Origin of the sequence: Streptomyces sp. NPDC046727, assembly GCF_040645635.1 — a bacterium.
Lineage (GTDB): Bacteria > Actinomycetota > Actinomycetes > Streptomycetales > Streptomycetaceae > Streptomyces.
This window is the reverse complement of record NZ_JBEYYR010000019.1, coordinates 1-20,016: the sequence shown is the minus strand read 5'-3', so window position 1 is coordinate 20,016 and position 20,016 is coordinate 1. Positions and strand designations below refer to the sequence as shown.

Sequence of the window (20,016 nt, the reverse complement as noted above, 5' to 3'; positions counted from 1 at the left end):
GCCGTCACTCCGCCGGCGCACCGCACCCCGCGGGGACCGCGCTCACGGACGCCATGCCTCGATCGGGTTGCCGAGCCAGCGGGTGTCGTCCGGGACGGACTCCGCGGCCATGACGAGCGACGCGGGACCCAGGGTCGTACGGGCCCCGACCGTGCTGCCGGGCAGCACGATCCCGCCAGGGCCCAGTGTGGCGCCCTCACGGAGGACCACAGTATCCGTCCGCAAGATCCGGTCGTGGAAGAGGTGAGTCTGCAGCACGCAGCCGCGGTTCACCGTGGCCGCGTCCTGAAGGGTCACCAGATCGGTCTCCGGCAGCCAGTAGCTCTCCACCCAGACGCCCCGGCCGATGCGTGCGCCGAGCCCGCGCAGCCACACCGTCATCACCGGCGTCCCCGGCACGGCCCCGGCCAGCCACGGCACCGCCAGCACCTCGACGAACGTGTCCGCCAGCTCGCCCCGCCACACGAACGAACTCCACAGCGGATGCTCCCCGGCCCGGTGCCGCCCCACGAGCAGCCACTTCGCCAGAACGGAGACGACCGCCGCCGCGGCACCCGCCCCGAGCAGCACCAGCCCCGACAGCGCCCAGGCCCACGCCCCCAGCGCGCACAGCGCCGCCACCGTCGCCGCGGCCAGCGCCGCACTGCACAGCACCGGCACGATCCGGCACAGCTCCACCAGACCCCGCGCCCACAGCAGCCGGGCCGGCGGGTCGTACGTACGGCTCTGATCCCCGTCGGCGGCACTGCGCGGCAGCTTCACGGGCGGCAGCCCCAGATACGAGGTGCCCTTCTTCGCCTTCTTCGGCGTCGCCGAGAGCACGCCGACCAGGCCGCCGTCCGGCACGCTCCGCCCCGGCGCGGTCATCCCCGAGTTCCCGAGGAAGGCCCGCCGCCCGATCTCCGCGCGCCCGATCCGCACCCAGCCGCCCCCCAGCTCGTACGGCGCCGTCAGCGTGTCGTCCGCCAGGAACGCCCCGTCGCCGACGGTGGTCAGGCTCGGCAGGGCCAGCACGGTCGACACCTCGGCGCCCCGCCCGATCCGCATCCCCAGCAGCCGCAGCCACACCGGCGTGACCAGCCCCGCGTACAGCGGGAACAGCGTCTCGCGGGACCGGTCCATCAGCTGCGTCACGGTCCACGCCTGCCAGCCGACCCGGCCGTGCGTCGGATGCGTGCCCTCGCGCAGCCCCAGGCTGAGCACGCGTACGGCGACCAGGATCAGCAGCGCGTACGCCAGCCCGTAGGCGAGCGTCGCCGGGACGAGCGCGAGCGCGGCCCCGCGCAGGGCCTGCCCCAGCGAGCCGCCGGGTGTCACGAAGACCCGGGCGACCAGCAGCGCGGCCACCCCCGCGACCAGCGGCAGGGCGCTGAGCCCGAGGCCCGTCACGCCGTACATCACCCGCCAGTACGTGCCCCGCTGCGGCCGTTCCTTCGGCCAGTTGCGCTTGGCCTTGCCGAGCTTGACCGCGGGCGCGCCCGCCCAGCGCTGGCCGGTGGGAATCTGCCCGGTGACCGCCGACCCCGGCGCCACCTCGGCCCGCTTGCCGACCCGCGCGCCCGGGAACAGCATGCTTCGCGTCCCGACGACGGCGTGCGCGCCGACCCGCACCGGACCGACCTCCAGCCGGTCGCCGTCCAGCCAGTACCCGCACAGGTCCACCTCGGACTCCACGGCCGCCCCGCGCCCCAGCCGGAGCATGCCGGTGACCGGCGGCAGCGAGTGCAGGTCCACGTCGGGCCCGACCTTGGCGCCCAGCGCCCGCGCGTACCGCTCCAGCCACGAGCCGGTCAGCGCGGTGGCCCCGCTGAACTCGGCCAGCCGCTCGGCGGCCCACAGCCGCAGATGCACGCTCCCGCCACGCGGGTACCGTCCGGGCGTGAGCCCCCGCAGCAGCAGCCGCGCCCCGCCCGCGGCGAGCGCGATCCGGCCGGGCGGGGAGAAGAGCAGCAGGGCGCCGGCGGCCAGCAGCCACCAGGGGGCGGTCGGCAGCCAGGAGTACGCGGGCAGCAGCTTCCCGGCCGCGGCCAGGATCAGCGTCCAGCGCAGCCCGAGCAGGGTGACCAGCGGGAGGAGCAGCAGGAGCTGGACGGCCTGGGCGCGCACCGGCACCGGCGCGACCGTGCGGGTCCGGCCGTCGTCCTGGGCCGAGGCCTCGAGGCGCCGGGCCAGCTTGCGTAGGACGGGCTGCTGGTAGATGTCGAGGACGGCGGCGCTCGGGTAGCGGGTGCGCAGCCGGGTGGTGAGCCGGGCGGCGGCCAGACTGCTGCCGCCGATCGCGAAGAAGTCGTCGAAGGCGCTGCTCACCGGGATGCCGAGGACCTCCGTCCACTGCTCGGCGAGCCAGGCCTCGGTGCCGTACAGCTCGGCCTTCGGGGCCTGAACGCCCTCCAGCGGCCACGGCAGGGCGTTCCGGTCCACCTTCCCCGACGTCCGGGTCGGCAGCTCGGCCACGGGCGCGAGCAGCGGCACCAGCGCGGCGGGCAGCTCCGCGCGCAGCTTCTCCACGGCGGCCGCGTGGTCCCAGCCGTCCTGGGTGACGACATAGCCGACGAGGAGCTGATTGCCACTGCGGGCGGTGCGCACGGCAGCGGCGGCCCCGGAGACCCCGGGCAGCGCCTGCAGCGCGGCATCCACCTCGCCCAGCTCGATCCGCCGCCCGCCGAGCTTGATCTGCTCGTCGGCCCGCCCCAGGAAAACCAGCCCTTCGGGCTCGGCCCTGACCAGGTCACCGCTCCGGTACGCCCGCTCCCAGCCCAGCGACGGAAGCGGCGCGTACTTCTCCGCGTCCTTCTCGGGATCGAGATAGCGCGCGAGCCCGGCCCCGCCGATCACGAGCTGCCCGCTGCCGCCCATGGCCACGGGCTCCCCGGCGTCATCGACGACGGCCAGCTCCCAGCCGTTCAGCGGCAGCCCGATCCTGATGGGCTCCTCGCCGGTCATCAGCGCCGCACAGGCCACGACGGTCGCCTCGGTCGGCCCGTAGGTGTTCCACACCTCGCGCCCCTCCGTGACCAGCCGCTGCGCCAGCTCGGGCGGGCAGGCCTCGCCGCCGAAGATCAGCAGCCGTACGTCGCTCAGGGCCTCGGGCTCCCACAGCGCGGCCAGCGTCGGCACCGTGGACACCACGGTGATCTCCTGCTCGACCAGCCAGGGCCCGAGATCGGCACCGCTCCTGACCTGCGACCGGGGCACGGGCACCAGACAGGCGCCGTACCGCCAGGCCAGCCACATCTCCTCGCAGGAGGCGTCGAAGGCGACGGACAGCCCCGCCATGACCCGGTCCCCGGGCCCGATCGGCTCCTCGGTCAGGAACAGCGCGGCCTCGGCGTCCACGAACGCGGCGGCACTGCGGTGCGTGACGGCGACGCCCTTGGGCTTCCCGGTGGACCCGGAGGTGAAGATGATCCAGGCGTCGTGCCCGGTGCCGGGCCGGGCGGCGGGGGAGCCGGAGGTGCCCTGGGCGGTGAGGGTGTGCCCGGCCCCGATGACGGCCCGCACCTCCGCCTCCCCGAACACCAACTCGGCCCGCTCGTCCGGGTCCTCGGCGTCCACGGGGACGTAGGCGGCACCGGCGGCGAGGACGGCGAGGATCGCGACGTACAGATCGTTGGTCCCGGAGGGAACCCGCACCCCGACCCGGTCCCCGAGCCCGACCCCCGCGTCGGCGAGCCGCCGCCGCAGCCGCTCCACCTCGGCGGCCAGCGCACGGTAGGTGAGACGGTGCGTGCCGTCGTCCAGGGCGAGCTCGTCCGGGTACGACCGCACGGACGCGTCGAAGACGTCGACCAGGGTGCGCGGCGAGGCGGCCGGCCCCGCGGAGAAGCGCGCCCTGTCACCGGACTGCGTGTGGATCTCTTCGTCGAGCAGGCCGAGAGCGCCGCTCTCGTCTATGGCTGCCATCAGGTCCTCACGTCGGCTCCGGCGGGTAACAAACCGGAAATGTTAGTACGACGCTAGTGACCGCCCCCTTGTCCGGCCGCCCGGGAGAGCCGTCCGGGTGACGCGGGTTGATGTGAAACTACTCACACGGCTGGAAAGGAGCGGTAACCGGCCGACGTTGCCGGCCGAAGGGCGCCTGATATGTCCGGGAAGTTACAATCTGCGCACGGTGCCTTGACCGACCTTGTCGTGTTCCGCCGACCAATCGCCAATCCGGAAGCTTCGAGTCGGCCGATTGACTCAAACCCGTCCGTCGGCACATGACACAGTCAAGCAACCCGTCGGTAACTCTTGGTATCGAACGCGCGTCCCTTTAGTATTTATCGATGATCATCTACGAGTGGCGCGAATTTGGATGAATTTTACAGTTCAATACTGGACATGCCGAAGGAGCGTGGACTGTGAACGGGGGTACACAGCCCGGTGGTGGTAAGCGAGGCCGAGCGAGGAGTCGCGATCACAGCGACCCGCCTCACGACCCGACCTCGATGAGCGATGCGCTCTACCTCATCGGATCATCTCACTCGACGGACATGAGCGACGACGCGAGGGCGAAGCTCGACCAGGCCCGGCTCAGGTTCGTCAGGGGTGAAATATACGGGGCACTGGAATTTCTGGACGAGGCTCTAGGGGAGCTGGACGCGGAAATACCGGCCCATCGGGACATCCTGGCATTTCGCCTTCTCACCGGATCCATGACCGGTGAGGATACCCAGAAATGGCTGACGCTCGTAGGGGGCCGGAGCGAACCGGATTCCCTGGAAGTGGTCACCCTGTGCGTGCGGTCGCACCAGAAATGGCATCAGGGAAACCTGGTCGAAGGGCTGTGGCTGAACCAGTCCGCGATGCAGAAATCCCACGATGTGATTCCCATGTGGAAGCTCTACACCCAGCTGCTGCTGGCGAAGAAGCTCATCGACCTGCATGTGTCACAACAGGCGGTGCGCGTCGTCCAGGACATGCGCGCCACCATCGACGGCGGCGGGCTGCTGGCCTTCAACTCGCTGCCCGATGCCCTGCTCGCCACGCTCCATCTGCAGGAAGGACGATTCGGCGAGGCCATCGACCGGGCTGTCGCCGCCATCGACCTCAGCGACCAGCGGCGGTCGGCCGTGAGCGTGAAGCTCGCCCATTCGGTGGCCGCCATGGCCCACCTCCTGCGAGGCGAGCGGGATCTGGCCGCGCGACAACTGGCCGAGTACCACCGGCGTTCCGCCTACTACGCCTACCCGGACTCCGTGGCGCGGGCCGCTTTCACCGAGATCGCCCTCGCCGCGGCCGAGAGCGGACCGAGCCGGGCCGTCGACTTGATGCGTACGAAATGGCATCTGCTGGCCACCGCCTCCGGGTGTTTCGTGGAGGACCCCGCCCGGGCCGCCTGGATGGTGGCAATGGCCCGCGCCGCGGGGGACCGGGACCTGGCGGACCGCGCGCTCCACGCCATCGAACAGCTCGCCCAGAACAATCCGGGCGTGCCCGTCCTCGAATCCGCGGCGGAATACGCCCGTTCGGCGTCGCCGGGCCGGCGCCCCGACGTCGTCACCGCTCTCGACTTCGGGGGCGCCGCCGGCTCCACGGAACCAGGAGAGGCGACCGAGCGCCGGCCGGCCGCCCCGCCGGAGCCGATGGCGCACCGCCCGACGGGCCCGCTCGCTACGCCGACCAGCGAGACGAGCCCCCGGACAGCGCCGTCGTCCGCCCGGGACGCGGACGACGCCGCGGCGGACCAGCAGGAGCGGCTCGCCTCGCTCACCCAGAGGGAGATCGAGATCGCCCGGCACGTGGCCCGTGGGCTGACCAACCAGCAGATCGCGCGGGAACTGGAGCTGTCCCCGCACACGGTCAACTACCACCTGCGCAACGTCTTCCGGAAACTCGCGATCACCACACGCGTCAAACTGACCACGATCCTCTCGAACCTCGATGCGCACGACGAGCCCACGGTGCCCGATCCCTGAGCCGCCGCGGCGTCGACCGCGTCGACCGGGGTGTCACACAGCGACGTCCAGGGCCTTCTCCAGCACCCTGGACGTCGCGTCCGGGCCGAGTCCCTCGATGCCCTCCAGGGCGGAAAGCACCTCCTCCGTCCCCCCGGTGCCGAGGAACTTGCGCCGCACCAGCGCTCGCTGCTCCTCGCGCGAGGAGGCTCCCGCGGAACCGGCGAACGCCTCGCACTCCTCGGTCGCGACGGTGCCGTCCACCAGCTCGATCCTGACCCGTGCGCCGATCGCCATCGTCGCGTTCTCGAACGTGTCCGACGGCTCGCCCAGCGAGTCCAGGACGAGCGACGCGTCCGCGCCGGTCCATCGCGTCAGCTCGGGCCACTCCAGGGCGCGTTCGCCGGCCTGCCGCAGCGCCTCGCCCAGCGGGGACGTGGCGTGCGCCATGCGCAACGACAGATCCATGTCGTGCTCGACCACCACCTTGTCCGCCAACGCCCAGCGGTCCTTGTCGCCCAGCGCGGCGGGATCCAGGTCGCCCGCCCCGAACGCACCGTTCAGCAGCAGGGACGCCACCCCGTACCCGACGGACAGGGTGGCGGCCGACACCGACGTGTCGGGCCCGCGCAGCGCGCCGGCGATCTTGCGCTCCATCTGCCAGGTCAGCAGCGACCCCTCGACGACGACGCGCCCGACCCGCTCGGCGTCGAGCCGGCCGAGACGCCGGTACAGGCGCTCGGCGCAGTCGAAGGCCGCGTGCAGATAGGCACTGCCCGGGAACTTCTTGTAGGTCAGCGTGTCGGTGTGCCAGCGGACCCCGAGCAACCGGTCCACGGTCTCGGGCACGGGCACCGCGGAGAGGTGGGCGAGCAGACCCTCCGGGTGTTCGAGGACGTCGTCGGCACCGCTGAGACCGTGGGCCGCCGCGTCGCAGGCGTCGAGGGCGAGCCGCACCGGGGCCGCCGCGGTGAACGCCTTCACATCGCTCGTCACCACCCCGTGATGGAGCGGAACGGCGAGGATGCCGAGGGCCAGGCCCAGCGCGGCCGTCCACTCCTTGCGTGCGGCCCCCCGGGCGTGCAGCCGTGCCGCCGCGGCACTGGCCAGGTGGCAGTGCGTGTTGGTCTGGCCCCGGAAGAACGGGCTGAGGATGGTGGCCGCGGTGATCCGCGCCGCACACTCGTTGGCCGTGACGATCGTGGCGAGCAGGGACCGGCCGTCCTTGCGCCCGCGCCTGGCCTCCGCCAGGGCGACGTTCACGGCGCCCGCCGACACATGCCCGGCGTACGCGACCTCGTCGAAGTCGAGCGCCGTCGCGAGCCCGGACAGGACGTAGGCCGAGCGTGCCGCGTCGTCCTGGAGGGGGGAGCCGAACGCGGCCACCAGGGACCGGCCCACCGGGTGGCCCAGGGAGGCGCGGACCGCCGCCAGGTTGGAGATCAACTGACTGACCGCGGCCTGCCGGGTGAGCGGCGGAACGTCGTCGTACGTCACCCGGTGCGCCCAATCGGCCAGACGTGCGGTCAGGGACATGGCGTCGCTGGACATGAGGATGCGGCTTTCGTCGAGTTCTGCTGCGGACACTTCAGGACTTGGAGGCCAGCGCGTCGAGATCCGCGCCGAGGGCACGGAAGGAGCTGTCGTGCCACAGCAGCGGGCGCCCGTGCCCGGCGTCCACGGACACGAGCTGCCCGTAGACCACCACGTGATCACCGATCTCCGCGGTGGAGTGCAGATCGCACCAGCCCACGGCCAGGGCGCCGGAGATCACCGGTGCCCCGTCGACCATGCGGACCTCCTGGCGCAGATCCGTCAGCCGGGCGCTGCCGCCGGGGCGGCGACTGCATCGGTCGGCCACGTCGTGCTGATGGTCGGCCAGGAGATGGACGGCGAAACGCCCCGCCTCCCGGATGGCCACGAGGGTGTCCGAGCCCCGCGACAGACAGCACAGGATCACCGGCGGCGACAGGGACACACTCGTGACGGTGCTGACGGTCGACGCGGACCACCCCGCCGAACCGCTGGCGGTGACCACGGCCACGCCGGCCGTCATCCTGCGGTAGTAGTCGCGGCACGCTTCGCTGCTCGGCGCCGGAGAAGCCGGCGTCTGGCGGTGCTGGGCCACGGATCATCCCTCCCGGAACCAGGCGGGTGTGTCGGGTGTGACCACGACGTCCAGCGCGGCCGGGATCACCCGCAGGTCGCAGGAGGCGCCGGCGCGCGGCATGACCTCGCCGTCGTGCTCGAAAAGCAGCGGCTCCCCGTCGACCCGCTCGACGACCACGTGCTCGCCGCGCCCCCACCGGATCCCGGGGACGTCGTAGACGTCGCCGACCAGCGCGGCGTGCGCGAAGGCGTTCATGTCGGCATCGGCCGTCACGACCGTGATGTCGAGCAGACGGTCGTCGAGCACCGACCGCGGCACCAGGTTCAGCAGACCGCCCCGGTAACGGAATCCGCCCACGATCGTCTCGACGATGCCGCCCTCGTGGACGACCTTCCCGTCGACCACGACCCTGCCCTGATAGGGCACGTGCTCCGCCATGGCGGCGAGCGCCGCGTCCATCAGCAACTGCCGTCCGCTGCCGGGAAGCTCGGCCGCCTTCACCAGGGTCTGGGCGAACAGGCCGCTGCCCGAGCCGAGGACCACGATCTGGTCGTTCTGCTCGATCCGCGCGAGATCGAGGGTGCGCGTCGGCGCCTGCCCGCGCGTCACCCGCTCGACGGCGGAGTCCCACGACGCGTCGTTCCACAGGCCGCGGTAGACGGAGTTGCCCGTCCCGCCCGGCGCGACGAGCAGCGGGGGCACGGTCGTCACACCGGCCGCGCGGGCCCGCCACAGTCCCGAGGCCACCTCGAAGACCGTCCCGTCGCCGCCCACGGAGACGACGGCGTCCACGGGCTCGGCGTCCGCGGCCAGTTTGTACGCGATGTCGGTGGCGTCCCCCGCCGTCGTGGTGGTGATGGTGCGCACCTCGACCGCTTCACGGGACGCCAGGGCCGCGATCAGCTGCTCGCCGTCGCTGCCCGCCGCCGGGTTGAGTACGGCGGCAAGGCGCAGAGGCTGCTGTGCAGACATGTCTCTCCTGGATTCTCGCTCGCTCATGGGCGCAGCCGACGCACGACACTGACGCGCGCTCCACGCTTCGGAATCATGGTGATGTGGTTCATGGCGCTTCCCTCGTCGCGCTGCTCGACGGCGCGCAGTTCCACGACGCGCAGCACCGCCGCGAGCACGGTCTCCACCTCGACCTGCGCGAAGGTCGCGCCCAGGCACCGGCGGGCGCCGCCGCCGAAGGGGATCCAGGCGTTCTGCGGCGGGTTGCCCTCCAGCCACCGTTCGGGACGGAAGAGCCGGGCGTCGGGCCCCCACAGCCGCGGGTCGTGCTGCACGGCACCGATCGACGGCAGCACCGACACCCCGGCCGGCAGCCGGTAGCCGCCCAGCTCGATCGGCTCGGTCAGCCGGCGCGCCACGTTGTGGATCACCGGGCGGACCCGCAGCGCCTCCTTGAACACGGCGGTGCGGTACGGGTCCTTGGGCTCGTCCAGGCCCTCGCGCAGCCGGGCCAGCACCCGCGGATGGCGCACCAGCCGCTCGAACAGCCAGGCCAGCGCGACCGCGGTGGTCTCATGACCGGCCACGAGCAGCGTCATGACCTCGTCGCGGACCACCTCGTCGTCGGGTTCGCCCTCCAGCAGCATCGACAGCACGTCGGTGCGTTCGGAGCGCCGCGGGTCCGCCCGGCGGCGGGCGATCTCCGCGTAGATGAGTTCGTCGGCGTGTTCGAGGCCGGAGACCACCTTGGTCCACGGCCAGACCCGGCCCAGGCCCGGACGGATCCAGACCAGGATGTCGGACAGCCCGATGTCCGCGACCTTGCGCAGCGCCGCGCCCAGTTCGGCCGCTCGTCCGGGGTCGTCGACGCCGAAGACCACCCGCACCATGATGTCGAGGGTCAGCGCGTAGGCCCGGTCGAGGAGCTTGACCGGACGGCCCACCGGCCAGCTGAGGGCTTCCTGCTCCGCCAGCTCCTGCATGGCCACCACGAGTTGGCTGATGCGCTCGTGGTGGAACGGCGGCATCATCCGCTTGCGCGCCGGGCGGTGCTCGGGCGCGTCGAGGGTGAGGACGGAGTGGCGGCCGACGATCGGCACGAGCAGGGAGTTGCCCTCCCCGGCGTGGAAGACGTCCGGCGCGCCGCGGAACACCTCCTTGATGTGCTCCGGGTCGCGCAGCAGTACGAACGGGCCGCCGGGCACGACACGAAGGGTCACCATGTCGCCGTACCGGTCGTGCATCTGCGTCAGGTAGTGCTGCCTGCTGCGCCGGAAGTGGACGGTCTGCCGGGCCACGGACTCGGCCGGGCCCGGCGGCATCCGGTCCATCGGCTCCGTGATCGGCATCTTGCTGATCGAGGCCGACCTGGCCAGACGCTCGCGCGCCGTCGCCGGGCGGCGTGTCGGTGTGTGCTGTGCGGAGGTGCTCACGATGGGATCTCCGTCCGTGGTGCGGGGCTGCCCGCCTCGGCCGCGGCCCGGGCGGACCCGACCGGTGCGGCCGCTGTCGCCAGATGCCCCAGATAGCGGTCGAGCACGCGGTCCGCGACGCGGCCCCGCGGCAGCCAGGGCGCGCTCGCCCGCAGCCAGGGCAGATCGTCCGGGCCGATGTCCGCGCCGACGATGCGACGGGCCAGCCAGCTGCCGTGGTAGACGCTGAGGGCGAGCCCGTGACCGTTGCAGCCGGTCGCATGATGCAGCCAGGGATCGCCGCGGTGCTCTCCGAGCACGGGCAGACCGTCCCGGGTCACGGCGATCGGCCCCGCCCATGTGGCGTCGAGCGAGATGCCGGCCAGCGCCGGGGAGAAGGCACGCGCCGCCGCGAGGAGCCTCCCGGGGTGGGGGGCCAGACCGCCGTGGGCGCCCCGCTCCAGGGCGCCCCCGCCGATCACCAGCCGGCCGTCCGGGGTGAGCCGGAAGTACGGCGCCACCTCACCGTGCTCGATGAGGGGTTCGACGTCGAGACCGGCCAGCTCCGCCAGCTGGTCCTCGGAGAGCTTGTGCGTCACGCCGGCCTGCACACGCACGGGGAGGACACCCGACGGCGCCGCCGCCATCGCGTCGCCGTACGCGTTGACGGCGATGACGACATGGTCGGCGATCATTTCGCCGCCGTCGGTGACGACCGTGTTGAGCAGCCCCCGCCGGACCCGGCGGACCTGGCTGTTCTCGTGGATGACGAGGCCGAGCCGCTCGCCGGCCCGGGCCAGCTGCTCGGTGAGCGCCGCCGGGTCGACCGTCGCGGCCGGGCCGTACCGCAGCCCGCTGAGACAGCGGCCCGCGTACGCGGGCAGCCGGTCCCGCTCGACGTACTCGACGTACTCCGGGGGGAGTCCGAGCATCATCGCCGCCTGGCGCTCCTGGAGCTGGTGCTCGGCGGCCCGCTCGTCACGGGCGACGACGAGCTGGCCGCCCGGCGTCAGATCGCAGGTGAGGCGGTGACGCTCCACCAGGTCGAGCACATGCCGCACCGCGGCCACCGACCACAGGTGCGCGGCCCGGGCGACGTCGTCACCGAAGCGCCGCCGCGCCACGTGCAGCGCGGGCCCGACCCGTGGCCCGAGGAGCCCGGTGCCGCGGCCGCTCGCGCCGGCCGCGACCCGGTCCGCCTCCAGCACCACCACCCTCAGCTCCGGTGCCAGTGACAGGAGTTCGAGGGCGGTGGACAGCCCGGTCAGGCCCGCTCCGACGACCACGACGTCGCAGCGCTGCCGCCCGCGCAGCCGTGGTCGCGTCGCCTCCTGGCTCGCAGCCCAGGGGGTGAGATGGCTGCTCATCGCCTGCTCCGCAGGGCCCCGGCCAGGGGGAAGCGCCGGGATCCGGTGATGGCGCGGGCGATGGCCCGGGCGTCGACGGCCATGTCGGGCAGCTGGCCGGGAGGCAGCCGGTACCCCTGGAAGTAGAGGTGCGGGGCGTGCGGGAGGGTCTGGGCGCCGAACACCAGGGGCCGGCCGCCCGGCTGGGACAGCACGCGGAGATGCCCCAGCAGCCCTTCCATGTCCGGGCGCTGACCGGTGGCCGCGACGACGACGTCCGGCTTGATGCTGGTGCCGTCGTCGAGCAGCACGGCCTTCCGGTTGAACCCGGTGACACCCCGGACGATCTCGATGGACCCGTCGCGGACGCCCGCGATCAGGCCGCGGTCGATCGCGCCGTACGAGTGGCCGATACGGGCGGTGCCCGCCATCGTGCCTTCCTTGGGCGTCGGTATGCCGTAGCGGGACAGGTCCCCCCACTGCACCCGGTGCATCAGCAGGCTGGCCCGGTTGACGAGCCAGTGCGGCAGCGGTCCGTGCTTGATGGCCTGGCAGAGCAGAGAGGTGCTGGGGCTGAGCTTGAACAGCACCGGCATGTTCCGGATGGACATCCGCACCCGGGACGCGCCGGCCTGCGCCGCGGCCACGGCGATGTCGATCCCGGTCGGGCCGCAGCCGACCACCAGCACGTCCTTGCCCGCGTAGGGCTCCGGCACGGTGTACTCGCGGGCGTGGAGGAACTCGCCCTCGAACTCCTCAAGCCCCGGCCAGTCCGGGACGAACGGCTTGCGGTGCAGCCCGGTCGCGACGATGACGTGCTCGGTCCGCAGATCGCCGTCGGAGGTGCGCACCACCCAGCGGTCTCCGTCGCGGTCCACGCGCTGCGCGTCGGTACCGAAGCGGATGTCCGGGTTCAGCACCTCGATGTACTTCTTCATGTACGTCAGGAAGTCGTTGCGCATGGGCCACGGCCCGTACTCCGCGGACAGCCGCATGCCCGGGAGCGAACTCAGCCGACGCCAGGAGTTCATCCGCAGCGAGGGGTAGTACGAGTGCCAGGTGGAGCAGGCCTGCTGCTCACGGTCGAGCAGCAGCGGATCGAGGCCGGCCTCCTTCAGGGTCCAGGCCACCGCGAGCCCGCCCGGCCCGGCGCCGATGATGACAGGGCGTTCCTTAGTCACGGACATGAGCTCCTCACCTCAGACGCGTTCGGGCTGTCGCATGCCGGTCCGGTCCCGTTCGGCGAGCCGGCGTTCGAACTCCTCGAAGGCCGGCAGCCGCACCGGTTCGAACCGGACCTTGAACGGCTTCAGGAAGTTCCCGAACAGGGCCCGGTCACCGCACAGATGGATGGGCACCGCGAGGAGCGCCCACTCGAAGCCCGCGACCAGCGCCCAGATGCCGACGACCACGGCGTTCGTGACCAGGCTGTGCATCGTGTTGTAGAGGACGTAGTACACCTTGGAGATGTCACCGTCGCGGGCCCGCCGGTAGGCGATCGCCCCGGGGATGTAGCCGATGAGGTCGATGTAGGCGAACAGCAGGACGGCCGGCCACCAGCGCACTTCCCCTATGTGGAGGAGGAAGAGCACCGAGCACACCACAAGGGCGACCCCGTACTCCAGGCGCAGCAGGCCGTACGTCGTCCTGGTCTCGAAGCGGTTCGCGTGATCCATGTGCCGTCTCCTCGCTCACGCGGCTGATGCGGAGCGCTCGTTCGCCCCCGCGAACCGCGCCTTGATGACGGCGGCCGTGGCCGGGTCGCCGATGACCGTGACATTGCCGAGCAGGCTGCCGACGATGGTGGCGATGGCCTCCTTGAGGACCTTGGTCGCGATCGGCTCCAGCACCCCCGCGAGGCTCGGGATGCCGAAGTCGAAGGTCACTTCGAACGTCACCTGGCAGCCGTCGGCGACCGGCTCGATCTGCCAGGAGCCGCGGAACAGCTCGAAGTCCCCGTCGGTCTGCTCGAAGACGATCCGTCGCGACTCCCGCTGGAAGTAGTCGACCTCGGACCAGCGCAACGGACCGTTGCGGAAGAAGATGTCCCAGTCGCTGGCGAGCGGCCCGTCGTCGTCGCCCGGGTGCACGACGACGGAGCGCACCTCGTCCACGAATTCGGGGTAGCGCTCGAATTCGGTGATGCGCTGGTACGCCGCGTCGGCGTCGACGCCCGAGGAGCGCAGGGTCAGTTCAAGGCTACGCATGGGTGAGTACCTCGTATTCAGGATTGCGTTCGGCGACCTGACGGGCCGCTCGGTCGAACCGCTCGATGAAGAACTCGACGTCGGGTTCCGACATCACGGCGGGCGGCGTGAACCGCACCACGTTGTCGGAGTTGAGGGACAGATTCGCCACGACGTCGTGGCCGACGAGCGCGATGAAGAGATCGGCCGCCAGGGCGGGGTCGACGAACTCGACGCCGATCAGCAGCCCGGCGCCGCGCACCTCATGGGGATGGTGGGCCAGATACGTACCCGTGATCCGCGTGAGCTCGGCCGTGATCCGGCTGCCGAGTTCGGCCGCCCGGTCCACCAGACCGTCGTCGCGGATCGCCGTGATCGCGCCGCACACGGCGGCCATGGCGATGGGCGCCGCGGAGAACGTCGACGTGTGCAGGACGGGGTCGCGATCGAGTACGGCGAACACCTCGGACGTCGCGATCGTCGCGGCGACCGGCACCACCGCGCCGCCCAGCGCCTTGCCCGACAGCAGGATGTCGGGCCGTACCTGCTCGGCGTCGGATCCCCACCAGGAGCCGAGCCGGCCGAGCCCGGTCTGGATCTCGTCGACGACGAGCAGAGCGCCGTACTCCGAGCACAGCGCCCGCACCTCGCCCAGATAGCCGGGCGGCGGGATCACCACACCGGCCTCGCCCTGCACCGGCTCGACGATCACGCAGACCTCGCCCGGGTACTGGGCCAGGACCGCGCCGAGAGCCGACGCGTCACCGAACGGCACATGGGTGACGTCCGGGAGCAGCGGACGGAACGGCTCCTGGAAGGTGCTCTTCGCCGTCACGGACAGGGCGCCCAGCGTCTTGCCGTGGTAGCCGCCGACCATGGACACCAGGCGCCGCCGCCCGTTGAGCCGGGCGAGCTTGATGGCCGCCTCGACCGCCTCGGTGCCCGAGCCCGAGAAGTGGATGCGCTCCAGCCCGGGGGGCGTCACGGACGTCAGCAGCTCGCCGGCGCGGGCGGCGGCCGGGTCCAGGAAGATACGGGAGCCGATCGGATGGCTGTGCAGCTGCCGCTCGACCTCGCGGACCACCGTGGGGTGCCGGGCGCCGGTGATGAACACGCCGTAGCCGCCCGCGTTGAGGTACCTGCGGCCGTCACTCGTCGTGATCCACGCCCCTGACGACTCCACTTCCACCTGACCGCCGAGCACCTCGGCCAGCCGGGCCCGTCCCGAACTCATCGTGCGCCGATACGCCGCGGACACCCGGGCACTGTCGAGCGTCTCGTCGCTCTGCATGGCTGCGCTCACCTCTCACCTCTGTGTGGATCCCTCGGGAATCAGTCGAAACGGAGCACGTCACCGCGGAAGCTGGCGGCCAGAGCCGCGCTGGTCGCGGCCTTGGACGGCGGGTGGAAGCTGACGCAGTGGCAGGCAGCCGCCAGGTAGGCCACGTCCGGTGACCCGATGTAGGCCATGCCGCCGAGGGCCTCCACGGCCCGCCGCGCGGAGTCGACGATGGCCTCCTGGGCGCCGTACCGGGCGACCATGGCCCGGGCCAGGGCGGCGTTGTCGCCCTCCTTCGCCATCAGCTGCCGGGCGATCCCTTCGAGCAGATGCGCGGCGGTCTCGATCCGGACGCCCAGGTCCGCGACGACGGCGGGGGTGATCCGCTTGCTCGCGAAGGCCTTCTCCACCAGGGCGCTGGCCATGCCCAGGTAGCAGGAGGTGATCAGCATCTCGAACCACATGAAGCCGATGGTCTGCAGTTCGTCGATCTCGCCCTGGTCGCCGATCTCCGTCGGCACCAGCAGACGCTCGTCGACGAACACGTCGGTGAGCCGGACCTCGTCGCTCTCCGCGCCCGCGAGGACGTTGCTCTTCCAGAACGGGTGGACGGACACCCCCTCGGTCTCCGCCGGCAGCAGCATCAGGACGGTCTCCTGCCCGCCGTCCTCGCGCGGGAGCGCGATGCTGGCGGACAGCAGGTTCATCGAACGCGACATGCTGCACGGGCGCTTGGAGCCGTTGACGACGATCCCGCCGTCCACGCGGGTCCCGCTGACCGTCGGGGAGAGGATCCCCTGACCCGGGTTGCCCTCGGCGAAGCCGGACGAGACCAGCAGCTTCTGCGTGGCGATGCCTTCCAGCAGCGCCCACTCGACACCGCTGGACCGCAGGCTCTCGGCGAGCGTGAAGATCGTCGCGACCGAGAAGTGGTGCATGGTCGACGCCACCGCGACGGACGGCGCCGCCGCACCGATCGCGCGGGTCACCTGCACGGCCTCCAGGGCGTTCGCACCCAGACCCGAGTACGCCTTGGGGATGACCAGGGCGGCGCCGCCGGCCGAGCGGAACAGCTCCAGGCCCTGGTTGCCGGGCTTCTCCAGCTCGGACAGGGGCGACTCGGTCAGCTTCGACAGCAGGCCGGGCAGGTACGTCTCACAGACCGCGCGGGCCTCATCGAGCGTCTGCAACGCTGTCCTCCTCCTTCACGACGACGGAGACTCCCTGGATGTGGGTCGTCCGCAGGACGGGGTAGTTGGCCTCGCCGAAGGCTCCGCCGGTCAGACCGGTGCCGCCGTGCGACGGCAGCGGCGCGGTGAACGCGATGTGCGAGTCGTTGACCTTGAGCAGCCCGCCGGTGACGGTGTGGGCGACGAACCGGTCGATGACCTCCTCGTCGCGGGTCCACAGCGAGTTGCGCAGGCCGTACTCGTTCGAGTTCACGAACTCGACGCAGGCGTCCAGGAGTTCCTCGTCGTCGGCCGGCTCGGGCACCACGATCGGCAGCAGCGGGAAGAACGTCTCCTCCTTCACCGCCCGCACCTCACGCGCGTCCTTCAGCCCGTCGACCCGCAGCACGGTGGGCTGGAGGAAGAACCCGGAGCTGTCGTCGACCGTTCCGTCGAGCTGCATGCCGTGGCCGCCGGTGACCACGGTCGCGCCCTTGTCCACCGCGTCGGCGAGGAAGTCGTGGAACTTGTCGTGCCGCAGCACCGGCGAGAGCAGGACGTTCTCCTGGTCCGGGTAGCCCGGGCGCAGCCGCTGCGCGCGCTCGGCGACACGCTCGATCAGGGCGTCCGCGACCTCCGGGTGCACGATCGCCTGGTTCGGGATCATGCACAGCTGGCCCGAGCCGTAGAAGCTCTCCGCGAGCGCGTCGGCCGCCCCGTCCAGGTCGGCGTCCTTCCACACCACCACCGGGTCGTTGCCGGCGAGTTCGAGGATCGGCTTCTTCCCCGCCTCGACGCAGCGGCGCTCCAGCTTGAGGCCGTTGGGCACGTCACCGAAGAACAGGATGTCGTCGACCAGCGGGCTCTCGATCCACGCGTCCAGCATCGGCGCGGGGTTCCCGCACACCACATTGAGCAGTCCGGGCGGTGCGCCGAGCTGGTCGAGGATCGGGGCGATGATGTGCCGCAGGGCGTACGTGACGCCGTACGGGGCGGTGCGCGGGGCACGCACGACGGCCGCGTTGCCGCCCGGGATGCACATGCTTCCCAGCAGCGCGCTGACCAGGGGCGCGTTCGCGGGCGGGGTGATGCACACGACGCCGTCGGGCTGCCGCCGGACGATGTTGCGGCGGTTGTCGACAATGAACTCCTGGTGCATCTGGCCGCGCAGGTACGCCGCCGACTCCGGCCGGGTCAGCTCGCGCATCCCGGAGATCTCCCACTTCGCCAGCTCCAGCGGGTGGCCCTCCAGGGTGAGCAGGCGGACGAGTTCGTCCTGGTGCTCGTCGATGGTGGTGCGCAGGAGCTCCATCCAGCCGTCGAAACGGACCGACAGGGGAGCCGCGCGCCAGATCTTCGTCGCCTCCGCCGCGGCCTGCACCGCGTCCTGAACGGTGGCCTCGTCGGCGAGGGCCACCCGGCCGGCGATGACGCCCTCCGGTACTTCGGCCGGGGAGACCCGGCCCGCCTCCAGCCGCCTCTTGAGGGTGAGACTCGCGAACGAGTCCTCCAGGACCGAGCGAGCCGACAGGACGTAGACCCACCGGCCGCTCTCGATGTCCTTCCCCCGCACGTAACTACTCAGTGATGGGATTGCCTGAGCCTCGACACTTGCTGCCAAAGTGACCCCGCAAGGTAGATGTCTGCGGCAGCTGGGTGACGTTGTCCGCACGCCGCTGCCAGCGCTGCGGAAAGCAGTATTGACGGCGCCCCTGAAACGGGTCTGACTTCCGGCGCGCGGTGGTGTGGGCCCCACGTCAGAAGGGATTGCTAGCTTCTGGCAGACCATATTCCGTACGTGAGGACAGAGCATGCAGATGCCCGACTCGCGCCGGCCGGAAGCCAGTGCCTCGATCCTTTCGGCCCTGGAACGCCACGCGGACAACCCCAGTGCCTTTCTTGCTCTCAACCGCGGCAATGAGTACTTCACCTGCGAGGACCTGGACGGCTTTGTCTGCTACCGGGTCCAGGGGCGTCGCTGGATTCAGTTCGGCGGCCCGTTCGCCGACCCGGCCTGCCGGCGGGAACTGGAGTCACGGTTCGTCGAGCGCGCGCATGAACACGGCTGCAAGGTGATCGGCGCGCAACTCCAGCGCGCGGACGCCGAGCTGTTCGCCGAGCTGGGCCACACCGTCAACCAGGTCGGGGCCTCCTACGCCGTGAGCCTCGCGGACTTCTCGCTGCGCGGGAAGCGTTTCGTACGGCTGCGCAACAAGATATCCAGGGCCCTGCGCGCCGGCCTCGAAATCACCGAGATCGAACCGGAGAAATGCGCCGACGAGATCGAGGTCATCAACCAGCGGTGGCTGCGGGACAAGGGCAAGCACACCAAGGAACTCGCCTTCCTCATCGGAGAGATCGGCGGCGAGTGGCAGCCGCTGCGCAAGCTGTACGTGGGAAGGGTGGACGGCACCGCGATCGCGTACGTGTCGTACGTGCCGGTCCACGGCTCGCGCCCGGGGTGGCTGCATGACCTGAGCAGGCGCCTGCCGGACTCCCCACCAGGCGTGATGGAGGCCATCAACTCCCAGGCCATCCAGGACATGCGGGCAGCCGGCACGGCCTGGCTGCACTTCGGCTTCACGCCGTTCACCGGCCTCGACGGCGACCACGAGCTGCCGGCCGCCAGCCCCATGGCGGCGCGCGTGGTCCGGTTCATCGCCGATCACGGCGACCGCGTGTACCCCGCGAAGAGCCAGCTGGAATACAAGTCCAAGTGGTATCCGGACGCCGTGCTGCCCGAGTACTTCGCCTTCGACGGCGGATTGTCGCTCCGGTCGCTGTGGAGCGTGGCGAAGAGTACCAACATCATCTGACGCGGCTGCATCATGCACCGTACTGCCGGAAGAAGGGAAACGAAGTGTCCGAAGTCTGCTTCACCGCGACCTGCGATGCGCCGCTCGACGTCACATTCGCTTACCTCGACGACTACCGCAACACTCTGGAGTACTGGCACGGCATGACGAGCTATCGTCCGGTCGGCGAACTCGATCACGGGCTCGGCGCGATCTTCGAATCGACGATCAAACTCGGGCCGTCCACCCAGAAGTCGACCATCAAGAACGTGCACTGGGAGAAGAACGCCCGCGTGTCGTACGAGTCGGTCTCGGGAATGAAGTCGACCACCAGCTTCGTCTTCCGGGAACTGCCCGGGAACCGCAGCGAGGTGGAGGTACGCATCGGCTTCACCCTGCCCGGCGGAATAGCGGGACGAGCGCTGGAGAAGACACTGGAGCCGTTCATCGCCGCGGCGGCGAAGAACACGGCCGCGAACATCTCCCGCACGGTCTCCGCCCATTACGCGAGGCAGGTGGCCGCCGCCGGGAACGCCGATTCCGCGAAGTCCTGAACGAGGTGGACGTCATGGGCAGGACGCGGACCGAGAAGGCCGTCGAACTCGGCGACGGCGAGGATGCGGGCGGCACCTGGCCGGCCCGCCGACGTCACACCATGAGATTCGACGCCATCGCCGGACTGGCCGACCGGCTCGCCGACGAATGGGCCGCGCAACTGGGCCTGTCGCCCGAGCAGCTGCCGAACGGCTAGGTCCTGTCGTTTGGATCAGGCCGGCCGTGAGATGCGGCGCCTTCTGGCCGACCCGAGCGGGGTCTGGTGCGTGCAGCTGCAAGGCGGAGGAGGGCGCCAACGCGGAGCGTTGGCAACCGACGACAACGCCGCAGATGT

General features: G+C 71.2%; 16 protein-coding genes. 4 read left to right on the top strand and 12 right to left on the bottom strand.

Annotated elements, in window-relative coordinates; all coding sequences use genetic code 11:
• Positions 1-42 precede the first annotated feature (42 nt).
• Positions 43-3,903 (bottom strand): Pls/PosA family non-ribosomal peptide synthetase, encoded by a 3,861-nt coding sequence (locus ABZ937_RS23335; protein WP_361694797.1) that lies wholly within the window; start codon positions 3,901-3,903, stop codon positions 43-45.
• Positions 3,904-4,475: 572 nt separating this feature from the next.
• On the opposite strand from ABZ937_RS23335, the gene ABZ937_RS23330 reads away from it, so the two are divergent.
• Positions 4,476-5,900 carry a LuxR C-terminal-related transcriptional regulator gene (locus ABZ937_RS23330; RefSeq protein WP_361694795.1) on the top strand — a complete coding sequence of 475 codons (1,425 nt, stop codon included), beginning with the start codon at positions 4,476-4,478 and terminating at the stop codon, positions 5,898-5,900.
• Positions 5,901-5,933: 33 nt separating this feature from the next.
• On the opposite strand, the gene ABZ937_RS23325 is transcribed toward ABZ937_RS23330, so the two are convergent.
• Genes ABZ937_RS23325 through ABZ937_RS23275 form a run of 11 tightly spaced genes read right to left on the bottom strand, consistent with a single transcriptional unit; the run spans position 5,934 to position 17,905 of the window.
• Positions 5,934-7,466: an MmgE/PrpD family protein gene (locus ABZ937_RS23325; RefSeq protein WP_361694793.1), complete on the bottom strand. Its 1,533-nt coding sequence runs from the start codon at positions 7,464-7,466 to the stop codon at positions 5,934-5,936.
• Between the two features lies 1 nt (position 7,467).
• Positions 7,468-8,007 carry a flavin reductase family protein gene (locus ABZ937_RS23320; RefSeq protein WP_361694791.1) on the bottom strand — a complete coding sequence of 180 codons (540 nt, stop codon included), beginning with the start codon at positions 8,005-8,007 and terminating at the stop codon, positions 7,468-7,470.
• A 3-nt stretch (positions 8,008-8,010) separates the two neighbouring features.
• Positions 8,011-8,961, bottom strand: coding sequence for a diacylglycerol kinase family protein (locus ABZ937_RS23315; RefSeq protein WP_361694789.1), 951 nt, complete (start codon positions 8,959-8,961; stop codon positions 8,011-8,013).
• Positions 8,962-8,984: 23 nt separating this feature from the next.
• Entirely contained in the window at positions 8,985-10,373 is a 1,389-nt protein-coding gene (locus ABZ937_RS23310) for a cytochrome P450 (protein ID WP_361694787.1), read from the bottom strand.
• Positions 10,370-11,719, bottom strand: coding sequence for an FAD-binding oxidoreductase (locus ABZ937_RS23305; RefSeq protein ID WP_361694785.1), 1,350 nt, complete (start codon positions 11,717-11,719; stop codon positions 10,370-10,372). The genes ABZ937_RS23310 and ABZ937_RS23305 overlap by 4 nt, the downstream gene beginning before the upstream one ends.
• Positions 11,716-12,879, bottom strand: coding sequence for an NAD(P)/FAD-dependent oxidoreductase (locus ABZ937_RS23300; RefSeq protein ID WP_361694783.1), 1,164 nt, complete (start codon positions 12,877-12,879; stop codon positions 11,716-11,718). The genes ABZ937_RS23305 and ABZ937_RS23300 overlap by 4 nt, the downstream gene beginning before the upstream one ends.
• 18 nt (positions 12,880-12,897) lie before the next feature.
• A complete protein-coding gene (locus tag ABZ937_RS23295; RefSeq protein WP_361694781.1) occupies positions 12,898-13,374 on the bottom strand; it encodes a hypothetical protein in 477 nt (158 codons plus the stop codon).
• A gap of 15 nt (positions 13,375-13,389) precedes the next feature.
• Positions 13,390-13,905 carry an SRPBCC family protein gene (locus tag ABZ937_RS23290; RefSeq protein WP_361694779.1) on the bottom strand — a complete coding sequence of 172 codons (516 nt, stop codon included), beginning with the start codon at positions 13,903-13,905 and terminating at the stop codon, positions 13,390-13,392.
• Positions 13,898-15,175 (bottom strand): aminotransferase class III-fold pyridoxal phosphate-dependent enzyme, encoded by a 1,278-nt coding sequence (locus ABZ937_RS23285; protein WP_361694777.1) that lies wholly within the window; start codon positions 15,173-15,175, stop codon positions 13,898-13,900. The genes ABZ937_RS23290 and ABZ937_RS23285 overlap by 8 nt, the downstream gene beginning before the upstream one ends.
• A 41-nt stretch (positions 15,176-15,216) precedes the next feature.
• Positions 15,217-16,353: an acyl-CoA dehydrogenase family protein gene (locus tag ABZ937_RS23280; protein ID WP_361694775.1), complete on the bottom strand. Its 1,137-nt coding sequence runs from the start codon at positions 16,351-16,353 to the stop codon at positions 15,217-15,219.
• Positions 16,337-17,905: an aldehyde dehydrogenase gene (locus tag ABZ937_RS23275; protein ID WP_361694773.1), complete on the bottom strand. Its 1,569-nt coding sequence runs from the start codon at positions 17,903-17,905 to the stop codon at positions 16,337-16,339. The genes ABZ937_RS23280 and ABZ937_RS23275 overlap by 17 nt, the downstream gene beginning before the upstream one ends.
• 238 nt (positions 17,906-18,143) lie before the next feature.
• Here ABZ937_RS23275 and ABZ937_RS23270 point away from each other — a divergent pair, with 238 nt between their 5' ends.
• From ABZ937_RS23270 to ABZ937_RS23260, 3 genes are read left to right on the top strand one after another with little or no spacing between them, the layout of a single operon-like run.
• Positions 18,144-19,148, top strand: coding sequence for a DUF2156 domain-containing protein (locus ABZ937_RS23270; protein ID WP_361694771.1), 1,005 nt, complete (start codon positions 18,144-18,146; stop codon positions 19,146-19,148).
• Between the two features lie 44 nt (positions 19,149-19,192).
• A complete protein-coding gene (locus ABZ937_RS23265) occupies positions 19,193-19,681 on the top strand; it encodes an SRPBCC family protein (protein ID WP_361694769.1) in 489 nt (162 codons plus the stop codon).
• Positions 19,682-19,695: 14 nt separating this feature from the next.
• Positions 19,696-19,878: a hypothetical protein gene (locus ABZ937_RS23260; RefSeq protein WP_361694767.1), complete on the top strand. Its 183-nt coding sequence runs from the start codon at positions 19,696-19,698 to the stop codon at positions 19,876-19,878.
• The last annotated feature ends 138 nt before the right edge of the window (positions 19,879-20,016 follow it).

Coding starts and splice junctions, on each gene's coding strand:
- ABZ937_RS23335 (WP_361694797.1), bottom strand. CDS start 3,903: ATGGCAGCCATAGACGAGAGCGGCGCTCTCGGCCTGCTCGACGAAGAG.
- ABZ937_RS23330 (WP_361694795.1), top strand. CDS start 4,476: ATGAGCGACGACGCGAGGGCGAAGCTCGACCAGGCCCGGCTCAGGTTC.
- ABZ937_RS23315 (WP_361694789.1), bottom strand. CDS start 8,961: ATGTCTGCACAGCAGCCTCTGCGCCTTGCCGCCGTACTCAACCCGGCG.
- ABZ937_RS23305 (WP_361694785.1), bottom strand. CDS start 11,719: ATGAGCAGCCATCTCACCCCCTGGGCTGCGAGCCAGGAGGCGACGCGA.
- ABZ937_RS23295 (WP_361694781.1), bottom strand. CDS start 13,374: ATGGATCACGCGAACCGCTTCGAGACCAGGACGACGTACGGCCTGCTG.
- ABZ937_RS23290 (WP_361694779.1), bottom strand. CDS start 13,905: ATGCGTAGCCTTGAACTGACCCTGCGCTCCTCGGGCGTCGACGCCGAC.
- ABZ937_RS23285 (WP_361694777.1), bottom strand. CDS start 15,175: ATGCAGAGCGACGAGACGCTCGACAGTGCCCGGGTGTCCGCGGCGTAT.
- ABZ937_RS23270 (WP_361694771.1), top strand. CDS start 18,144: ATGCAGATGCCCGACTCGCGCCGGCCGGAAGCCAGTGCCTCGATCCTT.
- ABZ937_RS23260 (WP_361694767.1), top strand. CDS start 19,696: ATGGGCAGGACGCGGACCGAGAAGGCCGTCGAACTCGGCGACGGCGAG.